Origin of the sequence: Spiractinospora alimapuensis (assembly GCF_018437505.1) — a bacterium.
Classification (GTDB): Bacteria; Actinomycetota; Actinomycetes; order Streptosporangiales; family Streptosporangiaceae; genus Spiractinospora; species Spiractinospora alimapuensis.
In genome coordinates, this window is record NZ_CP072467.1 from 793,122 (window position 1) to 814,706 (window position 21,585).

24 protein-coding genes are annotated in these 21,585 nt (G+C 68.5%); 18 read left to right on the top strand and 6 right to left on the bottom strand.

Annotated elements, in window-relative coordinates; translation table 11 throughout:
• Positions 1-155: 155 nt before the first annotated feature.
• Together J4H86_RS03715 and J4H86_RS03720 are read right to left on the bottom strand one after the other, a co-directional pair.
• Positions 156-479, bottom strand: a complete 324-nt coding sequence (locus J4H86_RS03715) for a hypothetical protein (protein ID WP_236542083.1) — start codon at positions 477-479, stop codon at positions 156-158.
• A complete protein-coding gene (locus J4H86_RS03720) occupies positions 476-895 on the bottom strand; it encodes an ATP-binding protein (protein WP_236542085.1) in 420 nt (139 codons plus the stop codon). Before J4H86_RS03720 ends, J4H86_RS03715 begins: the two co-directional genes overlap by 4 nt.
• A 376-nt stretch (positions 896-1,271) precedes the next feature.
• Between J4H86_RS03720 and J4H86_RS03725 the strand changes: the two genes are divergently transcribed.
• From J4H86_RS03725 to J4H86_RS03755, 7 genes are all read left to right on the top strand, one after another.
• A complete protein-coding gene (locus tag J4H86_RS03725; protein ID WP_236542087.1) occupies positions 1,272-2,084 on the top strand; it encodes a helix-turn-helix domain-containing protein in 813 nt (270 codons plus the stop codon).
• Complete coding sequence (locus J4H86_RS03730; RefSeq protein WP_236542089.1) at positions 2,081-2,269, top strand: DUF397 domain-containing protein; 189 nt, start codon at positions 2,081-2,083, stop codon at positions 2,267-2,269. Before J4H86_RS03725 ends, J4H86_RS03730 begins: the two co-directional genes overlap by 4 nt.
• Before the next feature lie 161 nt (positions 2,270-2,430).
• Entirely contained in the window at positions 2,431-2,619 is a 189-nt protein-coding gene (locus tag J4H86_RS03735) for a DUF397 domain-containing protein (RefSeq protein ID WP_236542091.1), read from the top strand.
• 50 nt (positions 2,620-2,669) lie between these two features.
• Complete coding sequence (locus tag J4H86_RS03740; RefSeq protein ID WP_236542093.1) at positions 2,670-2,852, top strand: DUF397 domain-containing protein; 183 nt, start codon at positions 2,670-2,672, stop codon at positions 2,850-2,852.
• Positions 2,853-2,927: 75 nt separating this feature from the next.
• Complete coding sequence (locus tag J4H86_RS03745) at positions 2,928-3,116, top strand: DUF397 domain-containing protein (protein WP_236542095.1); 189 nt, start codon at positions 2,928-2,930, stop codon at positions 3,114-3,116.
• 581 nt (positions 3,117-3,697) lie between these two features.
• A complete protein-coding gene (locus J4H86_RS03750) occupies positions 3,698-4,084 on the top strand; it encodes a hypothetical protein (RefSeq protein ID WP_236542097.1) in 387 nt (128 codons plus the stop codon).
• Between the two features lie 95 nt (positions 4,085-4,179).
• On the top strand, positions 4,180-4,680 hold the full coding sequence (locus tag J4H86_RS03755; protein WP_236542099.1) for a hypothetical protein: 501 nt from the start codon (positions 4,180-4,182) through the stop codon (positions 4,678-4,680).
• A 537-nt stretch (positions 4,681-5,217) separates the two neighbouring features.
• Here the strand turns inward: J4H86_RS03755 and J4H86_RS03760 are convergent.
• On the bottom strand, positions 5,218-5,757 hold the full coding sequence (locus tag J4H86_RS03760; RefSeq protein ID WP_236542101.1) for a CGNR zinc finger domain-containing protein: 540 nt from the start codon (positions 5,755-5,757) through the stop codon (positions 5,218-5,220).
• A gap of 118 nt (positions 5,758-5,875) precedes the next feature.
• Here J4H86_RS03760 and J4H86_RS03765 point away from each other — a divergent pair, with 118 nt between their 5' ends.
• A complete protein-coding gene (locus tag J4H86_RS03765) occupies positions 5,876-7,048 on the top strand; it encodes an epoxide hydrolase family protein (RefSeq protein WP_236542103.1) in 1,173 nt (390 codons plus the stop codon).
• A 55-nt stretch (positions 7,049-7,103) separates the two neighbouring features.
• On the opposite strand, the gene J4H86_RS03770 is transcribed toward J4H86_RS03765, so the two are convergent.
• On the bottom strand, positions 7,104-8,066 hold the full coding sequence (locus J4H86_RS03770) for a GntR family transcriptional regulator (protein WP_236542105.1): 963 nt from the start codon (positions 8,064-8,066) through the stop codon (positions 7,104-7,106).
• 214 nt (positions 8,067-8,280) lie between these two features.
• Here J4H86_RS03770 and J4H86_RS03775 point away from each other — a divergent pair, with 214 nt between their 5' ends.
• The 6 genes from J4H86_RS03775 (at position 8,281) to J4H86_RS03800 (ending at position 15,584) form a co-directional block, all read left to right on the top strand.
• Complete coding sequence (locus J4H86_RS03775; RefSeq protein ID WP_394356439.1) at positions 8,281-9,459, top strand: DUF418 domain-containing protein; 1,179 nt, start codon at positions 8,281-8,283, stop codon at positions 9,457-9,459.
• A 146-nt stretch (positions 9,460-9,605) separates the two neighbouring features.
• Positions 9,606-9,962, top strand: a complete 357-nt coding sequence (locus J4H86_RS03780) for a hypothetical protein (RefSeq protein WP_236542108.1) — start codon at positions 9,606-9,608, stop codon at positions 9,960-9,962.
• Positions 9,963-10,054: 92 nt separating this feature from the next.
• Complete coding sequence (locus tag J4H86_RS03785) at positions 10,055-12,154, top strand: FUSC family protein (RefSeq protein ID WP_394356440.1); 2,100 nt, start codon at positions 10,055-10,057, stop codon at positions 12,152-12,154.
• Positions 12,155-12,241: 87 nt separating this feature from the next.
• On the top strand, positions 12,242-12,910 hold the full coding sequence (locus J4H86_RS03790) for a lysophospholipid acyltransferase family protein (RefSeq protein WP_236543880.1): 669 nt from the start codon (positions 12,242-12,244) through the stop codon (positions 12,908-12,910).
• A gap of 138 nt (positions 12,911-13,048) precedes the next feature.
• Entirely contained in the window at positions 13,049-13,552 is a 504-nt protein-coding gene (locus tag J4H86_RS03795; RefSeq protein ID WP_236542112.1) for a hypothetical protein, read from the top strand.
• A 280-nt stretch (positions 13,553-13,832) separates the two neighbouring features.
• The gene (locus J4H86_RS03800; protein ID WP_236542115.1) at positions 13,833-15,584 is read left to right on the top strand and encodes a penicillin-binding transpeptidase domain-containing protein; all 1,752 of its coding nucleotides are present in this window, start codon (positions 13,833-13,835) and stop codon (positions 15,582-15,584) included.
• 597 nt (positions 15,585-16,181) lie between these two features.
• On the opposite strand, the gene J4H86_RS03805 is transcribed toward J4H86_RS03800, so the two are convergent.
• Positions 16,182-16,466: a DUF3040 domain-containing protein gene (locus tag J4H86_RS03805; protein WP_236542117.1), complete on the bottom strand. Its 285-nt coding sequence runs from the start codon at positions 16,464-16,466 to the stop codon at positions 16,182-16,184.
• 59 nt (positions 16,467-16,525) lie between these two features.
• Complete coding sequence (locus tag J4H86_RS03810) at positions 16,526-18,103, bottom strand: glycoside hydrolase family 10 protein (protein ID WP_236542118.1); 1,578 nt, start codon at positions 18,101-18,103, stop codon at positions 16,526-16,528.
• A 260-nt stretch (positions 18,104-18,363) separates the two neighbouring features.
• Between J4H86_RS03810 and J4H86_RS27200 the strand changes: the two genes are divergently transcribed.
• The 4 genes from J4H86_RS27200 to J4H86_RS03825 all read left to right on the top strand — a co-directional run bounded on the left by J4H86_RS27200 (position 18,364) and on the right by J4H86_RS03825 (position 21,554).
• Positions 18,364-18,489, top strand: a complete 126-nt coding sequence (locus tag J4H86_RS27200) for a hypothetical protein (protein WP_269134526.1) — start codon at positions 18,364-18,366, stop codon at positions 18,487-18,489.
• Between the two features lie 11 nt (positions 18,490-18,500).
• On the top strand, positions 18,501-19,817 hold the full coding sequence (locus J4H86_RS03815) for an isochorismate synthase (protein ID WP_236542121.1): 1,317 nt from the start codon (positions 18,501-18,503) through the stop codon (positions 19,815-19,817).
• Between the two features lie 77 nt (positions 19,818-19,894).
• Positions 19,895-20,695, top strand: a complete 801-nt coding sequence (locus J4H86_RS03820) for a class I SAM-dependent methyltransferase (protein WP_236542123.1) — start codon at positions 19,895-19,897, stop codon at positions 20,693-20,695.
• A 253-nt stretch (positions 20,696-20,948) separates the two neighbouring features.
• Positions 20,949-21,554, top strand: coding sequence for a hypothetical protein (locus J4H86_RS03825; RefSeq protein ID WP_236542125.1), 606 nt, complete (start codon positions 20,949-20,951; stop codon positions 21,552-21,554).
• The last annotated feature ends 31 nt before the right edge of the window (positions 21,555-21,585 follow it).

The following is a 21,585-nucleotide window of genomic DNA, read 5'->3' on the forward strand; positions in this document are numbered from 1 at the left end:
CCGGGAGCCTAAGCCGGGGTTCGCGGACGAACCATCGGTCATTCGACCGATGTGCGCGCGGGAGCTGGGTTGTGACGCTGCGTCCAGCGTTGGTGAGGCCCGGCGGGGGTGGGGAGGGGGCTTGGGGGTGCCCGTTGGTCCCCCGCCGGGGGTCTTTAGTGGGTGGTGGTGAGGAGGGTGTGGAGGTGGCGTTGGAGGGGGACGGTGGCGTCGAGCGGGAGGTGGAGGGTGGGGTGGTTGGGGGTGGGTTTCCAACCGTGGGGTGTGGCGGTGAGGAGGATGGTGGTGTCGCCTCGGGTGACGAGGACGCTCCCGGCGTCCTCACGGAGTTCGGTGGTGATGCCGTCGCGGTGCAGGAGTGGTGAGTGGAGGGCGAGGTTGCGGCAGGCGCGCACGGTGGCGGTGGCGGGTGGGGGTGTGGGGCGGAGGTAGCGTTCGCGTTCTTCCGGGGTCAGGGGTGGTACTGGGCGGAAGTTCATGGTGTGGCCTCGGCGAGGGTGCGGGTGGTGGGGATGTCGGCGGTGACGGTGCATTCGTCGCGGGTGAGGGTGGCCCACCAGTCGCTGGCGTGGTGGTCGACGAGGAGGAGCCCGCGCCCGTTCTCCGCCAGCGGGGTGTCACAGGGCTTCTTCACGGCCGGGTTTCGGCGGCGGCTTCCGTTGTCGGTGACGGTGAGGCGCACGCGGCGCGCGGAGCAGTGCGCACTCACGGTGTAGGTGCCGCCGGGCAGACCGCTACGGGAGTGAACCACCGCGTTGGACGCCAGCTCACTCAGCACGAGGGCGGCGTCGGCGATCGCCTCTCGATCAACACCGTGCTCGCCAAGGGTGCCGCGCAACCAGGCGCGAGCCTCGCCCACGCTCTCCGGCGTGCCGACCAAAGTGGTGCAGTTCATCGCCCACCACCGCCAACCACGACACGGAGGGGCTCGGTCGTCGCACCCAGCGGGCACGGATGCCCGACCGAACGCACCGCCACGAACGCACACGCACGTTGTGGGCACTCCCAGAACCGCCGCACCACATACGGCCGAACCCGCGCCGGGCCACCACGACGACACCACCCCACACCACGCGCGTTAAGGTCAAACCTGTCCATCTGGGATCCTTCCAGTTGGGCCACGCCCCCGGACCGCATTTCTCGGTCGCGGGGGTCTTGATTGCGCATACGGTGCCATCGATTTATCGGAACGCGCTACCGATCGATCCATACTGTGGAAAACTCCGGTAGTCAGTGGTCGCTTCCGATAGCGCATAGGTAGGAATCGATTCATGGACGCAAACGCAGATATGGCCCCATCCAAATTCGGCGCTGATGTCCGTCGACTCCGCGAACAAGCAGGTATTTCGCAGAACACCCTCGCCGCCCGCGTACCGGTCTCACAAAGCACCATCAGCGATCTCGAACGAGGACGGATTCGCGTCAAAAAGGACATCGCGTCCCGTATTGACCAGCTACTTATCGGTGACGGCCGACTGGTCGCCGCTTGGGAAGCGCAGTACGAGACATACGCACCACCTGAGTGGTACCGCAAGCTTCCGATGGTGGAACGCGAGGCCACGGAGATTCAGGAGTACCAGCCGCTCCTCGTGCCTGGCTTGCTACAGACACGGGAGTACGCCACTGCCGCCATCCGCGCGGGTCAACGGCTGGCTACTGACGACGAGGTCGGCCTGAAGGTCGAAGAACGCCTCGAGCGGCAATCCATCCTGCAGGCCGACTCGCCTCCCCTGTTTCTCGCCGTAGTGGACGAGACAGCACTACGCAGGAGGCTCGGCTCTGCGGGCGTTATGGTGGGGCAGCTTGACCGGCTTCTGGAAGCTTCATGTCACAGTAGGGTGGAATTGCTGGTCATTCCCGGAAGCACCCAAGATCATCCAGGGCTCGATGGAGGATTCAAGCTATTGAGGGTCCCCAAGACAGGAACCGTTGTCTACTATGAGGCCCGCGCCGGTGGGGGTGTCGTGATGGATCCCGAGATCATCGATCAACACGTGTCTCTGATGGGGGTACTCCGGGGGGTCGCCCTACCCCCAGAACAATCACGCGAGCTGATCAGTCGGATCCAAGGAGAGAACCAGTGACGAATCCGAATCTATGGCACAAGTCCAGCTACAGTGTGGGCGACACGAACTGCGTGGAGTGCCGTTCCGACTTTGCCCTGGTCAACATCCGTGACACTCAGCACCGCCACCTCGGCCACCTCACGATCCCAGCGACGGAGTGGCGAGCCTTCCTCCACGCCGTGCGCGAGGACGAGCTGGACTGAAAAAAACCCACCTCGGACGCGGGGTTCCCCCCTTCAGCACAGCGTAGCTTCCGCGAGCCGAATCGGCCCGCAGCCGTCCACAAGCCGAAACGCGCGCGGTTTCCCCGCGCGCCCACCGGGCACCGTGCATACAAAACCCGCCGCCACCCTGGGGAGACCCCATGCACGAACCTCACTGGTATAAGTCCAGCCACAGTCAGGGGGGTAACTCAAACTGCGTCGAGTGCCGTCCCAGCGATGGCCAGGTCAGCATCCGCGACACCCAGCACCGCCACCTGGGCCACCTCACAGTCCCAGCCACCGAGTGGCGGGCCTTCCTCCAGGCCTTGGTGAACAACGACCTGCACTGAAGAGGTTTCCTCTCAGGCAGCGACGTCCGCACTCAACAACGGGAGCCGAGATGAACTGGCGAACGACTAGCTACACGCACAATGGTGGAAACTGCGTCGAGGTCTCCGAGTCCCATCAACAGCGAATTCACCGTATCCGTGACACGAAGAATCGCACCCACGGGTACCTAGAGTTCCACCGCCATGAATGGCAGTCCTTCCTCCACGCTCTGCGTAACAACGAGCTGGACTAACAGCCCTCAGCGCGCGGGTTTCCCCGCCCGCCCACCGGGCACCGTGCACACAAACCCGCCCCCAGGGGAGGCCCCATGCACGAATCCCGCTGGCACAAGTCGAACTTCAGCTCCCGGGGCATGGACAACTGCGTCGAGTGCCTTCCCGACCTTGGCCAGGTCAGCATCCGCGACACCCAGCACCGCCACCTCGGCCACCTCACAGTCCCAGCGACCGAGTGGCGGGCGTTCCTGCATGCCGTGCGCGAGGACGAGCTGGACTGAGAAGACCCCCGAACGCGGGGTTCTCCCCTTCGGCGCCTGGTCGAGCTGGGTGGCGTGGAACTCGGTCATCTGGCGGGTCGCGGCCAAGACCGTTCACGATCCATGGTCCGCACGCCGACTCAAGGAACTCTGTGACCTCCTCGACCCGACGGCCCAATGACCTGGCGGACCAGTGGCAACTCGCCGCGAAGCGCCTCAGCGCAGCGGTCTCCCCCCATGCGTCCCTTCAATCGGGGATCGGGGGAAGGTCCCTGAGCGGTCCGGTGACTTCCAATGGGGAAAGTGCATGGCTTCGGGTCGTGGTGTCGGCGAAACCCGCGGGAAAGACCTGGGACGGTCCTGCGCTCGCTGAGACGGCGTTCGGTGATGACGTTCCCCGCCCACGGTTGCTCGACGAATACGCGTGGTCGGACGACGCCAAGTTCTACCAGGCCCATCTATGGCAGCGAGCCGAAGGACGGACTGTTTCCTCGACACCCGTCCTCACGACGCCCCCGCATCTGTCGAATGACTGGTGGGAGCACCTCACCCGTGCGGTAAGAGCTGTGGCTCGCACTCCGCCGCCGCAGAACCGCTCCGTAATGACGCAGGAATTCATCAACCGCATCCCCCGGTTCATCCCTGTGTTGGAAAGCGCGGACCTCACGGTCACGGAGTGGCGGACCGCGCACGGAGACCTTCACTGGGCGAACGTGACGCAAGAACCGTTGCAGATCCTCGACTGGGAAGGATGGGGATCTGCCCCCGCCGGTTACGACGCTGCGGTCCTCCTCGCCTACAGCTTGCCTGTCCCCGACATCGTCACACAGATCCGAGAGGACTTCGGTGACGTGCTAGACACCCCAAACGGACGCCTCGCACAGTTGGTGATCTGCGCAGAGATCATCCAGGCCAGCGAACGAGACGACCTCCACGCAAATCTTCGCCCCTACGCTGGAGAACTGGCTAGCGTGGTCGCCCAGAGCTGAACCGTGTTTCGTAGAGTCCGGTAGCTAGCTGCGTGTGCGCGGTCTGGATGGCTACTGTGGCCCCAGTTGTCCCCGCGATCGTGAGGAGCCACCCGGTGGGCGACCAGACACTGTTCGACCGGCCCACGCCCGCCCCAGTCCCCCTGGTCATGTGCCTGGACGCTCAGTGGTACGAGCTCATGTGGCACGGGGCAAAGACGCATGAGTTCCGTCGCCGCTTCCTCACCGGCGTACCCGTACGCTGGTTCGTCTACCTGACCGCGCCGACGTCGCGGCTGTGCGCGGTGATCGACTTGGATCCGGCAATCGAGGGGACACCGACCCAGATCGCCGAAATCGCCGAACGCATGCGGCCGGGTAATGGCCAAACCGTGGAGCCCTACCTGGCCAAGGGTGACCGTGAGGTGGGGTATGCGATGCCGATCCGCCGGGTACGAGAGTTCTCAGGATTCGCCGCCGCAGAGTTGGCGCAGCTACTCGACGGGTTCCACCCGCCCCAGGGGTACGTTCTCCTCGACAACAGCCCTGCATGGCGAGCGGTATGCGACAGGATGATCTCCACCCCCGTGATCCGCGAAACAACTATCACCGCGTAACCGCTTGAAGATGTGGTGTGTTGAGGCCCTCCACGTCACCCACTAGCCCGCTGCGCCAGGCCCGGCTCGACCGTGGCGCCACCCTCGACGACTTCGTGGCCACTGTGGGTGGCGCGCGCCACTGTCCGTCATCCGAATGGGTTCGCGCACCAACCCACGTTGAGACCCACACGCACTGGCCCGCCTACGCCTTGGCCGACGAAGACCCACTGCGCTCGGCCCTGACCTCCGCGGCGCACACCCACGGGATCCCGCTCCATGCAAAGGTCGCCGGCCCGTCCAACATCGGCAACTCCTCGCCGGACTGGGAATCCCCGCCACCGCCGGGTTCGGCGCCGCATACGTAGGGCTCCACGCCACCAACGAACGCGTCCGAGTGGACACCATCCCTCTCGTCCAAGCGGTCTACGAGGACGCGGTACGCACCCTTATGCGCTGACCACGAGCGTTGGATCCACAAGTGGAACGGTTCGCAGGCCGCAAGCCCCCAGAGGTGTAGGTCGTTTCGGAGCCCTCTGGACTCCACCGGGGCAACAATTATCCCGATGAGCTGGGGTTCTTGCCGCGATTGGCGTTGAAGCGCGCTTTCTTCTGGCGGTTTCCGCACGTGTTCATGTCACACCATCTGCGGGTGCGGCTCTGGCTGGTGTCGAAGAAGGCGGCTTGGCAGGTGGGTGACGCGCACAGGGCCAGTCTTCCGTCGCGTTCGCCCGCGATGATGCTGATCGCGTCGGCGGCGATCACGCTGAGGGCGTCCTCCACACCGGAAGCCGAGCCGAGCTCCCACCGCCTCTCCCCCTCGGGCGTCAGGATGGCCGCTGCCCGGCCCTGAACACTGCGGTCGTTGATGACCCGCACCGCCGCCGCGGGAAGGGCGTCGTGGGTCGCGGCCGCGGTCGCGGCGGCGTGGATCGCCTCCCGCAGTTCCCGCGCCAGGTCGAGCTGGGCCGTGGTGCAGGAGTCGACGGCGAGGCCGTTCAGCGCCAGCCAGTCGACGAGGCGCTGCGGTGTGGGAACGCGCTCCACGGCGTCGCCGCGCCGCTCCGTCAGTGTCGCCGTGAAGCTGGTCGCAAGCACGGAACCGAGGCGAAATTCAGGGAACCCAGCACGCATGGAACCACCTTAGCCGGTTACCCCCGAAAGCCGGGACATGTTAGAACCATCTAAGCCGGTTCATTCATGGTCAGGAGGACCCATGCCCCGCCCCACCAACGACGTGCACGCGTTCGAAACCCACGCGCCTGATGCCGATCTCGACGATCTGCGCGCCCGCCTGGCGGCGGCGCGACTGCCGGAGGCGGAGACGGTCCACCGCGCAGCGCCCGATCCCCGACGCTGGGACCAGGGCGTTCCCCTCGCCGACCTTGTCGACCTCGTGAACTACTGGCGCACCGGCTACGACTGGCGGCCCTTCGAAGCGCGCCTCAACCGGATCGGCCAGTTCCGCACGACCATCGATGGCCTGGGAATCCACTTCCTGCACCGTCGATCCCCGCGCGTGGACGCCACTCCCCTGGTCCTGACGCACGGCTGGCCGGGCAGTGTCGCGGAGTTCGTCGACGTGGTGGACGAGCTGGCGGATCCGAACGACGCGGACGCGCCGGCGTTCCATGTCGTTGTTCCGTCCCTGCCGGGCTTCGGCTACAGCGACAAACCGGCCACGACAGGGTGGGGCACCGAGAAGATCGCGGCCGCGTGGGTGGAGCTGATGGGCAGGCTCGGCTACGGCAGGTTCGTGGCCCAGGGCGGTGACTGGGGAGGCAACATCACCACGGTTCTCGCGGGGAGGTTCCCGGCGAACGTCCTGGGCATCCACACGACGTTCGCGCAGGGACCGCCCGGGTTGACCACGGACGGACTGACGGCGCTCGAACGCAGGTGGGCCGAGGAGACCCACGACTTCTGGCACCACCGCGCGGCGTACGCGAAGCAGCAGGCGACCCGGCCGCAGACCATCGGCTACTCGCTCGTCGACTCACCGGTCGGGCTTCTCGCCTGGATCCTCGACAAGTTCGCCGAGTGGTCGGACACCGAGGACAGCCCGTTCGAGACCATCTCCCGAGACAGGATTCTCGACAACGTCACCCTGTACTGGCTGACGCGCACCGGCGCGTCCGCGGCCCGCATCTACTACGAGAGCCACAATTCACTCGACCCCGAGCTCCGCGTCGATGTCCCGGCGGCCATCAGCATGTATCCCCGCGACATCGAGAAGTGCCCACGCCCGTGGGCGCAGGAACGCTACCGACACATCGTCCACTGGACGTCTCCCGAAGCCGGCGGACACTTCCCATCACTGGAGGTTCCCGAGTTCTTCGTCCAGGACGTACGACAGGGCCTCGCCGCGGTACTGGCCACCAGTCGGTGAACGGGGAACGTGGCTCGCGTGATGTTTGGGAGGCGACCGCTTGGGCGTGACCGCGTCACTCTCCGGCCGCTCCCTCGATCATCGGTGCGAGGCTGTCGAGGAGTCGCGACAGGCCGATGGCGAAGATCTTGTCGATGTCGGGTGGTCGGGAGACGCGGGACACGGTCGGGAATTCGTCCCGGCCCGCTGGGCCGGACAGGTCGGGGGCGCGTTCGTGCCACCAGTGGCTCGGGTCCGGCTCGCGTGTCGCCGGCTGCTCGACGACGAGCCCTTGGGCCGCCATCCCGTCGGTGAAGCCGAGCAGGATGGTGACCACTTCCAATGCCGTATCTGGTGAGGCTCCTTCGGCGGTGATCACGCGCATCATCCGTTCCGTCGGCCCCATGGTGGCGGGCGTGATGTAGGGCTTGGCCGTGACGGAGAGCTGCACCAGCCAGGGATGCCTGCGAAAGACACCCCACTCCCACCGCACCGCCTTCTCCAGGGCCTCGCGCCAGTCCGCCTCCCCTAGCTCGGGGAACTCGGCCTCCCGGTAGGTCGTCTCGATCATCGCCGAGACCAGGTCGGTTCTGTGGGCGACGTGCCGGTACAGCGCCATGGTGCTGACGTTCATCTCGGTCGCGACCCGGCGCATCGAGAAGTCGTCGATGCCCTCCGCGTCCACGACGGCGATCGCGGCGCGGACGATGGCCTGGCGCGACAACGCCACGTCGGACCGACCTTGGCGGTCCTCGTGTGCCGAGGAGGTCCCTCGCCGCGCCTTCCCCGGCACGTTCGACGGCGACGCGGAGCCCCGGACCACCGTGCCCACCCCGGGCACCACCTCCACCGCGCCCTCCTGGCGCAGCGTGGAGATGACCTTGGTCGCGGTGGCCATCGCCACCCCCCACTCCCGAGTGATCTGGCGGGTCGACGGCACCCGGTCCCCCGGACCGAGCTCCCCGGAGCGGATCCGCGCGTGGATGGAGTCGACGATCCGCGCGTACGGCGGTCGCGCGCGCTCCGACGGTTCGGACATGACTGGCCTCCTTGCTCGAACCGAACCGTATCAGTGCCCTAGTTCACCTGACACCCACTGCACTAGTGCGCTCAATGGCTGCATTCACGCATAGCTTCGAGGTTACCCCCAATATATGCCACAGCAAGGGGTTGGCAGGAGCCATGGTTTACTTGTGTACGCACGTATGCTTAGTCTGTACGCAGAGCCTCGCCCGATTCCCCTGGAGTCCTCCGTGTCACGTCACGTCGGTCCAGTACCGCTCTCGTCCCCTCCGACCAGCGCGGGACCGGTGCCCGCCTCCCGTCGCCATCTCGCCCCCGACCTGGCCCGCGGCGTCATGCTCCTGGTCATCGCCCTCGCACACGCCCACTTCTTCGCCACGGTCACCGGCGGGGCCGATCACGTCGACTCCGTGCTCGACCGTGTCGTCACCGCGGGAAAGACGATGCTCGTCGAACAGCGGGGATACCCCATGTTCGCCGCGCTCTTCGGCTACGGCGTCGCACAGATCTACCTCCGCCGCACAGGGGACGGAGGGCAGTGGTCGGGGGTCCGGTCCCTGCTGCGCCGGCGGGCCCGCTGGCTCGTCGTGTTCGGCCTGGTGCACGTGATCGTGCTCTTTCCCGGGGACATCCTCGCCGTCTACGGCGTGCTGAGTCTCGTACTCGTCGGCGCGGTGCGTTTCCGGGCCCGGACATTGGTGATCATGGCCGTCGCGTGGGTTCCGGTGGGGATGCTGCTGCACGCCCTGGTGGTCGCGGACGGAGCCGGTTCCGGGTCCGACGGACTGCCCCCGATCCCACGGTCCGAGGGGTTCGTCGCCGAGATCCTGTGGCGCGTGGGCATGTTCGGCATCCTGGGCGTCCTGATGCTCCTCTGCACCGTGGTCCCGTTCCTCGTCGGGATTCTCGCGGCCCGCCACCGCGTCCTGGAGGAACCGGAGCGACACCTTCTCCTGCTGCGGTGGGTCGCGGCCGGGGGATTCCTCCTCGGGGTGCTCGGCGGCCTGCCCCTGGCCCTCATCCAGGGCGGGGTGTGGACCGAGCCCTCACCGCTGGGCGCGTTCGTCGCCGGCGGGCTGCACCAGGTCACCGGGTACGCCGGTGGACTGGGATACGCCGCCCTGATCGCCCTCGCGGCGCACCACCTCACCGGCTGGGAGGGCCCGGTCACCAACGCGCTGGCCGCGCTCGGGCAACGATCGATGACCTTCTACCTCGCGCAGTCCGTAGCGTGGGCCGTACTGTTCGCCTCCTACACCCTCAACTGGCAGATGACCTCACCGGCCACGGCGGTCGTCGTCGGGGTGGCGGTGTGGCTGGTCACCCTCCTGGGCGCGGACCAGATGGCCCGCCGCGACATCCGAGGCCCGGCCGAGACGGCGCTCCGGCGCCTCACCTACGCGCGATAGCGACCACGAAGCGAGAACGCGCCGCCGGCACGAGCGCCCCTGACCGGAGCCACGGGCGAGGCCGCGCGCGTCTCAACGTGAGCGGCAGGGTCGTCCCCGCGTCACAATGGGGCGCGACCGCCGACGTGGTGAGTGGAGGTGGCCCCGTGGGCCGACGAGGGCGTACACGCCGGCTGCGCGTGGGTTCGGACCTCTACCTCTGGTCGGTACGACACGTGCACGCGCCGGACGAGGAGCCTGGCTGTCGGGAGGTCCTGACCATCCGTCGCGGACGCGCGGGGGTGCGGATCCTGTTCCCCGCCGGGCCGGGGCGCTTCGTCGGGGACGGTCTCGTCCCGACCGGCACTGTCATGGCTGCCGGTGGGCCGACGGTCAACCTGCACGAACCGCGCCACGTCCGGACACTCCTGGACGGCGCCCGCGCGGCGGGATGGGACCCGGACACGGCGTGGATCACCGACCTGGACGGGTGGTCGCTCCTCGAGCGCCACGCCTCGACGTGACACCCCCGACCGTGGCGTCCATCACCGAAAACGCGACGATCCGCTCGTCAGCGGGAGGTCGTGAGGGAAGCCACAGAACCTCCCGGCCTACTATGGCAGGCGTGTCAGGGGACGGGGCGGAGAAGCCTTCAGAATCAGGTCGGACGCGAAGACGGCGTGTGGCGGTGGCCGAGCGGCCGCGGCCTCGGCTGGACCTCGCCGCCGTGTTCGGGCTCGGCGTCGGCGGGTGGAACTGGAGCATCGCGGTCACGGCGGCCCTGGCCATGGCCGTCACCTTCGGGCTCGGCACCTACCTGTTCTCCCCCGCGTCCGGCGTCGTCGCCGCCCTGGGATCGTTCACCGTCCTCTACGAACGCACCACCCCCTACATGCACCGGGCCCGCGCGCTCGCCATGATCGGCCTGGGCTTCGTGGGCTCCATCGTGTTGGGCTCCCTCACCGGCGCGATCAACCTGTGGCTCGCCGCCGTGACCGTCGGGGTCGTCGCCGCCGTCGCCACCTGGGTATGCCAGTCACTGCGGATCGCCAAGCCGGCCGCGTTCATGTTCATCCTGGTGTGCGCCATCGCCACCGTCATCCCCGGCGGGCCGCAGACCGCCCTGATCCACGCCGGCCTGGCCGCCGGAGGAGCCACTGTGGGTTGGCTGGGTGGCATGGCGGGCGCCGTACTGCGCCGGCGCGGCCCCGAGGAACGCGCGGTCAGCGCCGCCTTCCGCGAACTGTCCGAACTCCTGGCCGCTGTAGGGACGCGGGGCCAGGACCATGCCCAGCACGAGGCCTCGGTCGCCGTGGCCGAGGCATGGCGTCTGGTCCTCCTCGCGCAGGTTCGCGGCTATCGGGACACGCCGCACGCCGCACGGCTGCGGGCGCTGCTGCGGTGGGTGTCCGACATCCAGCTCACCGCGACCGACGTCGCTCTCGCCCGCCACGAGGAGCTCGACCCACGGGTGCCCGCCTTCGCCGCCCGCCTCGCCGACGCGGTTGCCCGCCCCGATCTGGCCCCCGACCCCGCCGACCTCGACGAGCTGCGCAAGGGGCACCGCCCACGCTCCCTCATGGGCCGGCTGTACAACGGGCTGGCTCGGGCCGCCCAGACCGAGCGGCGCCCCGAACACGACCCGGAGCAGGGGCCCGGTACCCCATTGGAGGACCAGCGCCGCCCCGGCCTCCTGGAGTCCCTGCGCTCCGGACTGCGCGGCGACTCCCTCATCCGCGCCACGGCGCTGCGGATGGGCATCACGGTCGCCGCCGCCGGCCTGCTCGGTCTCGCCCTGGACGTGGACCGGTTCTACTGGATCTCGATCACCGCGGCCTCGGTCCTGCAGGGCGGCAACGTCGTCGTCACCATGAACCGGGCCGTCCAGCGCGGCGTCGGCACCCTGGTCGGCGTCGTCCTCGCCGTCGCGATCCTCTCCCAGCACCTGCCGCTCGTGGCGTTGATCCCCCTCGCCGCCGCCCTGCAGGGAACCGCGCAGCTCCTGATCTCCCGCAACTTCCTGTACGCCAGCGTCATCCTCACCCCGATGGCGCTGATCCTCGCCCACACCGCGAACCCGACGCCGATCGAGCAGCTCGCCCAGACCCGCGTCGAGGACTCCATCCTCGGCGCCCTCGTGGGACTCCTCGGCGCGCTGCTGCTGTGGCGCCGAGCCTCGGCCATGCAGCTTCCCCAGGCCATCACCGAGACCCTCGAGCGCTCCCGCACCGCGATCGGCGCGGTCCTGGACCCCGACGTCCGCATCACGCCCGAGCGCCGCTACCGGCTACGGCGCGACCTGCGGGCGACGCTGCTCAGCCTGCGCGGCATCTACGAGAGCGCCATCGGCGACGTACCCCGCGCCAAGCACACGCGCCCCCTGTGGCCGGTCGTGGTCGCCACACAACGGGTCGGGTTCCAGGCGCTGGCCGCGCTGGCACGGGACCAGGCCCCGCCGGCGTCCCACATCACCGGACAGCGCATCAACATCGCCTTCTCCGAACTGGTCTCGGCCTTCCGGGAACGGCGGGTGCCGCGCCTGGGCGCCCTCCCGTCCCTGCCGGAGTACCCCCGGCTTCCCCTGGAGGTGCGGGCACTCTCGGCGGCGATGCGGACCGCGGTCGCCGAGGACGCGCGCGCCGCGACCGCCGAACGCCAGGAACGGGAACGACGCGAGCAGCTACGCGCACAGCGGGAGACCGACGCCGACCTGTGACGCGTCGCCGCGCCCACCGTGACTCGGCACGCCGCTTTCGTGCGTAGAGTCAATCTGTCCTCGCCCAGCCACGAATCGGAGGTTCTGGTGGATCTGTACATGGCCGCGCGCGGCGTGATCGCGCCGACGGCTCGGACCCTGTGGCCGTTGCGCGTCGAAGGGCTCCACCACGTACCGAGGACCGGCCCCGTCATCCTCGCCAGCAACCACCTGGCCCTGATCGACCCCCTGTTCATCGGGGTGGTCGTCCCGCGCCAAATCATCTTCGTCGCCAAGAAGGAACTCTTCTCCGAACGCACCCTGCCACAGCGCGCCTTCACCCGCGCCCTCCGGGCGATCGGGCAGGTCCCGGTGGACCGCTCGGCCGGGTACCGCCAGGACGCGATGCAGGCGAGCCTCGACTTCCTGAACTCCGGAGCGGCGTTCGGCATCTTCCCCGAGGGGACCCGTTCCCCCGACGGTCGTCTCTACCGCGGGCGCACCGGGCTGGCCTGGCTGGCGCTGACGTCCCAGGCGCCGGTCATCCCGATCGCCCTGTCGGGGACACCGCACATCCTGCCGCCGGGGCGCCGGATCCCGCGCTTCAACCGGATCGGGATGCGGTTCGGCCCGCCGGTGGACCTCTCGGCGTGGGAGGGTCAGGGAGAGCGGGCCCGCGCACGGCGTGCGGCCACCAACGAGATCATGTCGTCGATCCAACGACTCTCCGGCCAAACGATGGTCGATCGTTACGCGTCCGATGTGAAAAAGGCATAATCGGGCGGGGGAATTCAAGGATTCGACCATCCTCTTGGCGCTGATCCGGTTAGAGTTCCCCCCAGACGGGCCCTCCTCCTGTCACCCGGGCCGATCGGCCGTGGGTCATCGTGCCTGTTCGTTGGGAGGTCGGGCGTCGTGGTGCGACTGCGACGAATCCCACTCACCGTGGTGCCGGAGCACGGCCTGTTGCGCCTGCGTGGCCCGCTCGCCCCTGGCGGCGGAGTGGTCAACGGGTCGGGTGGGGACGTTCTGCTCGAGTGCGGCGCCGACCACGTGTCGATGCGCACACTCCAGGGACGCATCGAGGTCGGGGTCGTCGTGGAGGAATGGGATGTCCCTCCTCCGGACTCCTCACCAGGTGAGGAGTCCGAGGACGCGACGGCGGACGTGCTGCTGCCCGGCCACGCGGTGCTTGACACTGGTTTCGCCCGCCGCCTCTGGGCCGGGCCCCTGCTCGGCGGCGCCGGAACCTACCGAATCCACGTCCGCGCTGATGGCCGGCACTCCGTCGCGGCGGGCTACGACCGGTTGCTGCGCGACGCCGGCGAACACTCCGAGGCGTTACGACGGGCGCACGAGCACCTGCGTGGCCGGGAACGATTCCTGATTCGCATCTGGCGGATCCCCTCCACAGGGTAGTGTGAACGACATCACTTGCCGCCGTTGGGAACAATCGCCGCTCGCGATGGGTTAGAGTCGCACGTGGCCGGTGTGGTAGCAAGTGTCCCCCGGGCCTCACCTATAGCCTTCGCGGAATACCGCGTCCGGTTCCCTCACGGGTTCACGGACGGTCTTCGGAGCCGCGTTGTGCCGCGCGCCGAGAGGCGACCGCCACACCGGCCACTGTCGACCTAACGCCCCGCCTCCGAGACTCGGAGGCGGGGCGCACTAGCGTCTGAGTCAATCCGAGGGAGCCCCGGTGCAGCCCACCCCCTTTGAAGGTCCCCCCGTCGTTGGCGAGCCCCCGCCGCCGCGACGCCCCCGGCGCTTCCTGCGCTACGGACTGCCAGCGATCGTTCTGGTCCTCGTGCTCGTGGGTGCCGGAGTGTCGTGGTTCTACTTCTTCCGTGCCAGCCCCGAGGACACCGCGGACGACTTCGTCGCCGCCTGGCAGGAGGGCGACTACGCCGCGATGGCGGCGCTCGCCAGTGACGGCGCCGGGCTGCAGGACCTCTACGCGGACGTCAGCGACCAACTGGGGCTGGAATCCGTCGCCGTCACCCTGGAGGATGTCGTCCAGGACGGTGGCGCCGCGACGGCGGACTTCACCGCCACCATGGAGCTCGGCGACGCCGGCGAGTGGTCCTACGACGGCCAGCTCGCGCTGCTGCGGCAGGAGGGCGACTGGTTCGTCGACTACTCCCCCGCCACCCTGCACCCCGAGTTGGAGGAGGGGCAGAGCCTCACCCGCACCAACGACTGGGAGGAACGCGGCGAGATCCTGGCCGCGGACGGCACCCGGCTGGACACCGACGACGCCTCCGGTTCGGTGCAGATGATGGTCGGCCAGCTCGCCGAGGCGTCCGAGGAGGACCTGGAGGATCTCGGCGCCGGCTACCAGGAGGGTGACCTCGTCGGCGTCTCCGGAATCCAGGGCGCACAGGAGGCGCGCTTGGCCGGAACCCCGAGCGTGTCCATCCGGGTCACCGATGAGGACGCGGAGGACGAAGAGGACGAAGAGGACGAAGACGCCGCCGACGAGGAGGAGGACGCCGAGGAGGACGTCACCGAGGTGGGCCGGATCGAGGGCGAGCCCGGCGAGGACGTGACCACGTCGCTCGACCCCGCCGTCCAGGCCGCCGCCGGCGGCGCGATCGCCGCCCAGGACGACCCCACGGCGATGGTCGTGATCCGCCCCTCCACCGGTGAGGTGCTCGCCTCGGCCAACGTCCCCGGCGGTTTCGACCGCGCCTTCGAGGGCCAGTACCCCGCCGGCTCGGCATTCAAGATCATCACCTACGAGGCGTTGCTGAACGCCGGCATGGGCATGGACGCCGAGATGGACTGCCCGAAGACCGTGGAGGTCGGCGGACTGGACTTCCGCAACGCCGGTGACGCCGAGTACGGCGAGCAGACCGTGACCGAGGCGTTCGCCACGTCCTGCAACACCGCCCTGGTGACCGAGGTCGCCGACCGGCTGGACTCAGCGACGATGACCGAGGCGGCGGAGGAGTTCGGCTTCAACTCCGAGCTCTCCATCGGCATACCGGTGTTCTCGCCCCAGTACCCGAGCCCCGACGGGCTGTCCCTGCTGGCCCAGGCCAGCATCGGGCAGGGGCAGATGCTGACCTCGCCTCTGCACATGGCGACGGTGCCCGCGGCGGTCGCCGCCGGAGAGTGGCACTCGCCGCGGCTCGTCACCGACCCCGCGCCCGAGGACCTGCCCGAGCCCCGACCCGTTCAGCACGCCGACGAACTGCGCACGATGATGCGCGAGGTCGTCACCGACGGGACCGCCGAGAGCGCCGGCTTCACCGGCAACGCCCACGGCAAGACCGGCACCGCGGAGTTCGGCGAGGCCGAGGGCGATGACGACGAGTTGGAGTCCCACGCCTGGTTCGTCGGCTTCGACCCCGACAAGGACGTCGCCTTCGCCGTCGTCGTGGACGGAGGCGGCGCCGGCAGCACCGAGGCCGCCCCGCTGGGCGCCGACTTCCTGAACGCGCTGTAGCGAGGCAGAGGTGGTGGGGGAACGCCGCGAACAAGCCCTCACCACCTCGTCCTGGGCCTCACCGCTCCGGGTGGTCAGGGCAAGGATCTCAGTGCCTGAGGAGTGAGGCCAGCCCCGGCATTGAGCGGCAGCGGGGGTTCCCCGCCGCGGTTCCTCACGTCACCGCACGATGACCGTGCGGTCATCCTCCACGCGGCGGAGTTAGGCGTGATCCCCGCGAGTGGAGACGTGAACGACGCCCGTCTTCTCCAACGCGCGGACGACCCCAAGACCAGGTAACTGGGATCCGCGAGGGACTCACGCGGACAGACGTACATCCACCGGGGCGACGAAGGACGGAACCTCGACAGGCACGGTGCCATCCTCAAAGTACAGTCCCAGAGCCTCGCGTAGGTTCTCGAGGGCTTCCTCCACCGTCTCCCCTTGCGAAGCGACCTCGACCTCGACCGCTCGGGCGACGTACCCGCCCAGCTCAGCATCAGGCGTGAGCGGTGTACTCGACCGTGCTGGGGCGGGTGGATGTGCACCCCCACATGGTCGATGCGGCGAAACTTCGATGGGGGGTGGCGAAATCCTGGTGGGGGGAGTTGAAGTGGTCTACTCCGCCGCGCCGCTGGCGACGGCGGGGAGTGCCTCGATCGGGGCGCCGCTGGTGGTGCCGGCGGCGCTGGACATGGAGATCCCGACCAGGAAGCCGATCAGGCCGAGGATGACGGTGACGACGACCCCCACCAGCAGCCACGGTTTCCAGGCCGTGGGTCCGACGCGTGGTTTCTCGCCGGACTCGAACGAGGTCATCCTCGCGGCGAGACGCGGGTCGTCGCGCGAGAGCTGTTCCTCGATCTCGCCCAGGATCCGCCTTTCGTTGTCCCACGTCGACATGCTGAGACCTCCTCCAGCCGGGGGAGTTCCACGGATCTCCTTCGAGGTTACCGGGGACGCTATCCGATGTCAGCGCCCGACCCGGGCCCACTTTCCCGCCGGTAGTCGTCGAGGACGGTCACGTGGTAGCGGTCACCCGGTTCGGCGTCGGGATCGTGGAAGGTCTGGGTCTCCCCCTCGTCCGGCGCCCCGATCACGTCGATCAGCGCCGAACCGTCGTCGATCGCGCACAGGTTCTCCGGATCGTCCCGGAGCCGGTAGACGGCGAAGAACCGGGCGTCCTCCGGCGTGCTCCACTCCAGTTCCGCCCCGTCGTCGCTGTCGGCGGTGGACAGGTCGGCGACCGCGGACGGTGGCTCGCCCGATCCCACCTCGGGAGGGAGCGCCGGGCGACTGTAGTGCCCGGCACCGAGTTCGTCCGCCGCCGCGGAGGCGTCGCCGAGCAGGGAACTCAGGGCGTAGTAGACGTCGCCCTCGACCAGCGGATAGTCCTGGTTGAAGTCGAGCTGCCGGGCCAGGGAGTCGTCGCCCCAACCGTCCTCACCCACGCGGTAGGCGGCCTGACCGATGTAGAGGTCGACGTCCGAGCCCTCCACGAGGTCCGACCACCACGGCACCAGTTCCTCGTAGTCGGCGGCGTCGAACCCGCGTTCCCAGTAGAGCTGAGGGGTGACGTAGTCGACCCACCCGTTGTCGACCCACGCCCTGGTGTCGGCGTAGATGTCGTCGTAGGACTGCAGCGCGCGGGTGTCGGAACCATCGGAGTCGTTGCTGTCGTTGCGCCACACCCCGAACGGGCTCACCCCGAACTGGACCCACGGTTTGGTGTCGTCGATACGGGTGTGGATGTCGGCGAGGAGCTGGTTGACGTTGTCGCGTCGCCACGCGCCACGGCTGTCGAAGTCGTCGCCGTGGGCCTCCCAGCTGGCGTCGTCGTCAAACGCGCCGCCCTCTCCGGGATAGGGGTAGAAGTAGTCGTCGAAGTGCACCCCGTCGATGTCGTAGCGGTCCACCACGTCCAGCACGACGTCGCTGACCCAGCCGCGGACCTCCGGGTTGCCGGGGTCGAGGTACCCCTCGTCGTTGCGGGTGATCATCCAGTCCTCGTTGCGCACGGCGGGATGGTCGTCGACCAGGTGGTCCAGGTCGCTGTCCTTCCAGCCGACCCGGTAGGGGTTGAACCAGGCGTGCAGCTCCAGACCGCGGGCGTGCGCCTCCTCCACCGCGAACTCCAGCGGGTCGTAGCCCGGATCGCCGCCCTGGGTACCCGTCAGGTAGCGGGCCCAGGGCTCCAGGTCCGAGGCGTACAGCGCGTCGGCGGTGGGACGCACCTGGAGGAAGACGGCGTTGAGGCCCATGTCGTCCGTGGCGTCCAGGAGGTCGCGGAGCTCGGCCTGTTGTTCCTCGGCGCTCAGGTCGTCGCTGCTGGGCCAGTCCAGGTTGCGCACGGACGGGGCCCACGCACCGCGGAGCTGTCGTTTGGGGTGGTCGGCGTCGGCGGCGCAGTCGTCTGGCATCGGCGGCAGGGCGTCGGCTGGTGACTCGTTGGGGTCGCTCACCGCTGGCACACAGGACACCGCCAGCGTCGCGAGACACAGCCCGCCCAGCACCGAACGTGATCCGGCTGGTCGTGGCATCTCGCACAGCGTACTGGCCGTCGTCACCCCGGCGACCGGTGTCAGCAGGGGTCACGGCGAACTCCCAGGGACCGTGCACGCCGGTCAGTCCGGGCGTGTCCGGCCGCGCGGAGTGCTCGAGTCGGGACGCAGGGTGTGGGTGACCTCACCTCCTCGTCGGAGTGACCGCCGGTGGTGGTCATCGTTCCGGCCCGCCCACCACGACGATGCCACGGCGGGAACGATGACGGTCCTCCCGGCTCGGAGCCCCGTCCGACAACGTGTCCAGCGACGCGAGCCCCGCGGCCGACGCCCCGCCCCGCACGGTCGCGGCATCCCAGCGGCGCACGGTCGGGTTCGTGCGGTTCGCGCCTCCTCCGGCCAGCATCTTCGTCGCCTATGCGTAGACTCGGGGGTTGTGGACCACGTGGCCGAATCCCCCGAACACCTGAGCGTACGCACCGTGGAGCTTCCCGACGAGGCCGCGGCGCGGGCGCTCGTGGACCTCCTGCCCGAGGACGAGCCCATGGCGTGGCTGCGCAACGGCGAGGGCATCGTCGGCTGGGGTGTGGCCGCGCGACTGGTACTCCCCGACGAACCCACGCTCGGTGGTCGGCGCTTCGCCGAGGCCCGCCGCTGGTTCTCCGACCTCACCGAGCGCGCCGACGTCGTCGACACGGTGGGACTCGCGGGGTGCGGCCTCACCGCGTTCACCAGTTTCACCTTCGACCGGTACTCACGGGGTTCCCTGGTCGTCGTTCCCCGGGTGCTCGTCGGGCGGCGCGACGGCCGGTCGTGGATCACCACCGTGGGAACCCGTGAGGAGCCTCCGCCCTCCCCGGACATCGCCGCACCGGACGACGCGCGGCCGATCGGCGACCTGCGGTGGACGCAGGGGACGCTGGGGCCGCGGCGGTGGGCCGCGGCGGTCGCCGGGGCCGTGCAACGCATCCGCGACGGCGCGCTCGACAAGGTCGTACTCGCCCGCGACACCGTGGCACGCGCGTCGGGCCGGATCGACGTACGGACCCTGCTGCGCCGCCTCACCCGCGACTACGCGGACTGCTACACCTACAGCGTCGGTGGGCTCGTGGGTTCCACCCCAGAACTGCTCCTACGGCGCGGGCTGGACCCCGCCGACCAGGGCCTGGTCGAGTCGCTCGTCCTGGCGGGGACCAGGCCACGCGGCACCACGCCCGAGGACGACGAGAAGCTCGCCGACGAGCTCGCCACCTCGGTGAAGGACTCCGAGGAACACCGCTACGCCATCGACTCCCTGAACGAGACGTTGGCGGGATTCTGCTCCTCGCTCGACCTGCCCGCGCATCCGGAGCTGTTGGCCGTGAACAACGTGTGGCATCTGGCCTCGCCCGTGCGCGCGTCGCTGCGTTCGGGGGTCTCGACGCTGGACGTGGTGGAGCGGATGCATCCCACGGCCGCCGTGGGGGGAACCCCGACCGCGGGCGCGGTGGACCTGATCCGGGACCTGGAGGAGATGGACCGCGGTCGCTACGCCGGCCCGGTGGGCTGGATGGACGCCGAAGGCCGCGGTGAATGGGGCATCGCCCTTCGCTGCGCCCAGGTGGAGGGCTCGCGGGCGCGACTGTTCGCCGGGTGCGGGATCGTCGCGGGTTCCGATCCGGTGGCCGAGCTCGCCGAGGCCGACACCAAGTTCCGGGTCATGCGCGAGGCACTCATCGACCCACGCGAGAACACGCCCCAATTGTCCACATAGCGAGCCGAATTTCCCGCTATGTGGGTGATTGGCTAGAGTGTGGCCGTCAGTCCCCCTTCACTCTGGGAGGCGTCGTGATGCCTCAGCGACACTACGTTCACGGACATCACGCGTCGGTGCTGCGCTCCCATCAGTGGCGCACCGCGGAGAACTCCGCCCAGTACCTGCTCCCCCACCTACGCCCCGGGATGGACCTGCTCGACCTCGGGTGTGGGCCGGGCACCATCACCGCGGACCTCGCCCGGCTCGTCGCTCCGGGACGTGTGGTCGCGGTGGACTCCGCCCCCGACGTCCTCACCAAGGCGGAACGCGCCTGCGCCGAGCGCGGCGTGTCGAACGTGGAGTTCGTGGTCTCCGACGCGGCCGCGTTGAGTCTGGAGTCGGATGGCTTCGACGTCGTGCACGCCCACCAGGTCCTCCAGCACGTGTCCGACCCCGTCGGCGTGCTGGGCGAGATGCGGCGCGTGTGCCGCCCCGGAGGATTGGTCGCGGCCCGCGACTCCGACTACGGCGCCATGACGTGGTTCCCCGAGGTCCCCGCGCTCGGCGAGTGGATGGCGCTCTATCAGGACATGGCCCGGCAGGCCGGCGGTGAGCCCAACGCGGGACGACGACTGAAGGCCTGGGCCCGGGCGGCCTGCTTCACCGACATCACCGCGAGCGCCGCCGTGTGGTGCTACTCCTCGGAGGAGGAGCGCGCCTGGTGGGGAGGCCTGTGGTCGGAGCGCATCCGCTCCTCGGCGATCGCCCGGCAGGCCCTGAACAGCGGGCGCGCCACCGCGGACGACCTCGAGCTGATCAGCGAAGGCTGGAATCGGTGGGCGGATTCCCCCGACGCGTGGTTCCTGGTCCCCCACGGCGAAATCCTGTGCCGCTAGCGGATCGGTCGGTCACTCCCCAGTTTTCCGTGTGACCGGACACGAGCATGCGTTCCGTTAATCATTGAGCGAACAACTAATTAACAAGAGGCGACGACGGGAGACGGAAGCAAGAACACATCGAAGCGCCTTGACGCCCCACACAGCCACCACTACTGTAACTGTCGCAAATCCGCTGGATTCCTGGGTTTCATCGGTGACAATGAGCGCATACCCCAGAGATCCCAACCTCTTTCGCTAGATTGGTGTCCCCATGGGGGCAATCGCAGATCTCGTCAGACCAGAACTGGCGATCGCCATCGTCTCGGCATACCTGTTCCTCCGCGTCGCCCCCCAGGCGGCGAGAATGTTCTCAGGTCGCAAAACCCTGGAAATCGAGAGACGCAACGAGACCACCACCACAGACGCACTGGGTGAACTCAATGAGAGTCGATTGAGATTCAATGCACAAGCTCAGATATATCTAGACCTTGAGACGGATCTATCAAAGAAGCAGTTATCAAACGGAAAACTAGAGAACAAGAAAGGACCACTGGAGGAGGGAGTGAAGACCGCAGAGGATGCGATCACCACACTGGACTCTATAATCGACCACGTGGATCCGAAGTCGTCCGCCGCTTTCTCCCCCGATGGAACCGCGAGAATAAAGATCGAGGTTCCCGAACAAGCCAAGTCCGCACCGGACGCAGCGCCGGAATCGGAACACACGATAGGAACCGCCACCCGCCGACATCTCGGCTTGCCGCCAACCACGGCGGATAAGCTACTGACGTCAGAGCCGACACCGCCAAGGAACGACCCGCCGGCCCGACAGCAATCCGGACCAAAAGAAGGAAAAGACAACGGGCGAGCAAGGTGAATCCTTGCCGATTCGGAACTCCGCACCCCGA